The following is a 1,419-nucleotide window of genomic DNA, read 5'->3' on the forward strand; positions in this document are numbered from 1 at the left end:
TAGACAACGTGACATCGCCCCATCTATGCACCATCGACCATAATCCAGTGGAGCTGGCGCATCACATTGAAGACTATCTAACTAAATTGAAGGAGCGGCGTGTCTGTAGCAGTGAGAGGGCTGTTGCTCTGGATCAAACAATCAGACAATTGTCCCAAAGGTAAGCCAAAACTGGCTTGTTTCACTATCTTTGAGGTGAAAATCTCGAGTTCTGTCGGTTATTCTCTAAGTTACCCCTCAAGCATCCGTCTCCTGAAAAAGCGCTCACTAGTCAGTCCTAAGCAGAGTGTTACGAGGCCGAATGCAATAATATATTGTTCGCTCACGAGACGATCACTGTACGTTTCGTAGAAGGCTGTTCGCATCCACTCAACGCATTCCAGTACTGGATTATATGACAAGGGAACTGCGAGATTATCAGGAAGATTTGACGCAACAAACATTGTCCCAGATGATATATAAAGGCATATCAAGGTGAGCTGATATATGGTTACTACGATTGGAAAAAACATTGTCGCTACTCCTACCAGGGTACCGCAGCCAAAGGCAAGAAAAACGGTGACGAGATAGGCGCAGACAGCTCGCTCAATATTGAAGGGAAAAGGATTTTGCCCCAAAATCCATAGGATTATGATGATGAGTGAGAGGGTAATAAACGCGGATATCACTTCTAGAACTGCGCGGCCTATCATCACATCTAAAACTTTTACCGCAGGGAACGCGATCATTGGCCTATTCGAGACGAGGGAAAATCCCATGAAGCGTGACACATACATAAAGGTCAACGTTGGGACGAGTCCAGTTGCATAAAAGAGGGCTGTGCTTTCTCCATAAGGCGAGGATCCTCGGCCAGCAACCGCGTGGATAATGATAAGGACACCCATGTGAACCAAGGGCCAAAGAGGAACGACGATAAATCCCAGCCCATGATTAAAAAAGCGCGTCCGCATGTCACGAAGAATGACGGCACTCATGACGTTACGTTGTTCAACAAGGGCTTGAATGACGCGGGATTTATTCTTATGTTTTGAAATTATTTCCATTATGAATACATTTAAGGAGGTGTGTGACGCTCGCATTATTTCTGTGTCTTGAAGAGATATCAATTATCTTACGGTCTGAGTTTCATAATGCCATTTTTACCTAATTTCTCTGAACAATTGCTTTAATACAATATTATCCTTCAGCTATCAACTGACCATTGTCGGCTAGCGCGATAGCTGGAGAGCCCCCCGGTTTGGCCGGACAGTCGGCTAGTTTGATTTAGCCCTGATGAACTGCCGAGGGGAAGCCGTCTTGAGCGCGGAATGGGGATAGATTTCGTTGTAGTCTTCGATCCATCCATCGATCTGCCGGAGCGCGGTCTTGGCGTCCGGAAGAGGTGAGATGCGGATATAGGGCGATGTCACGTTGTCTACA

2 protein-coding genes are annotated in these 1,419 nt (G+C 46.2%); both read right to left on the reverse strand.

Annotated features, from left to right (window positions below):
- Nucleotides 1–230: 230 nt before the first annotated feature.
- Nucleotides 231–1,043, reverse strand: a complete 813-nt coding sequence (locus PMI03_RS15920) for an ABC transporter permease (RefSeq protein WP_039974176.1) — start codon at nt 1,041–1,043, stop codon at nt 231–233.
- 210 nt (nt 1,044–1,253) lie between these two features.
- Nucleotides 1,254–1,419, reverse strand: a 166-nt coding sequence (locus tag PMI03_RS31760; protein ID WP_007695001.1) for an integrase core domain-containing protein, incomplete at its 5' end; no start/stop codon positions are given.

This window comes from Rhizobium sp. AP16, assembly GCF_000281735.1.
GTDB lineage: Bacteria > Pseudomonadota > Alphaproteobacteria > Rhizobiales > Rhizobiaceae > Rhizobium > Rhizobium rhizogenes.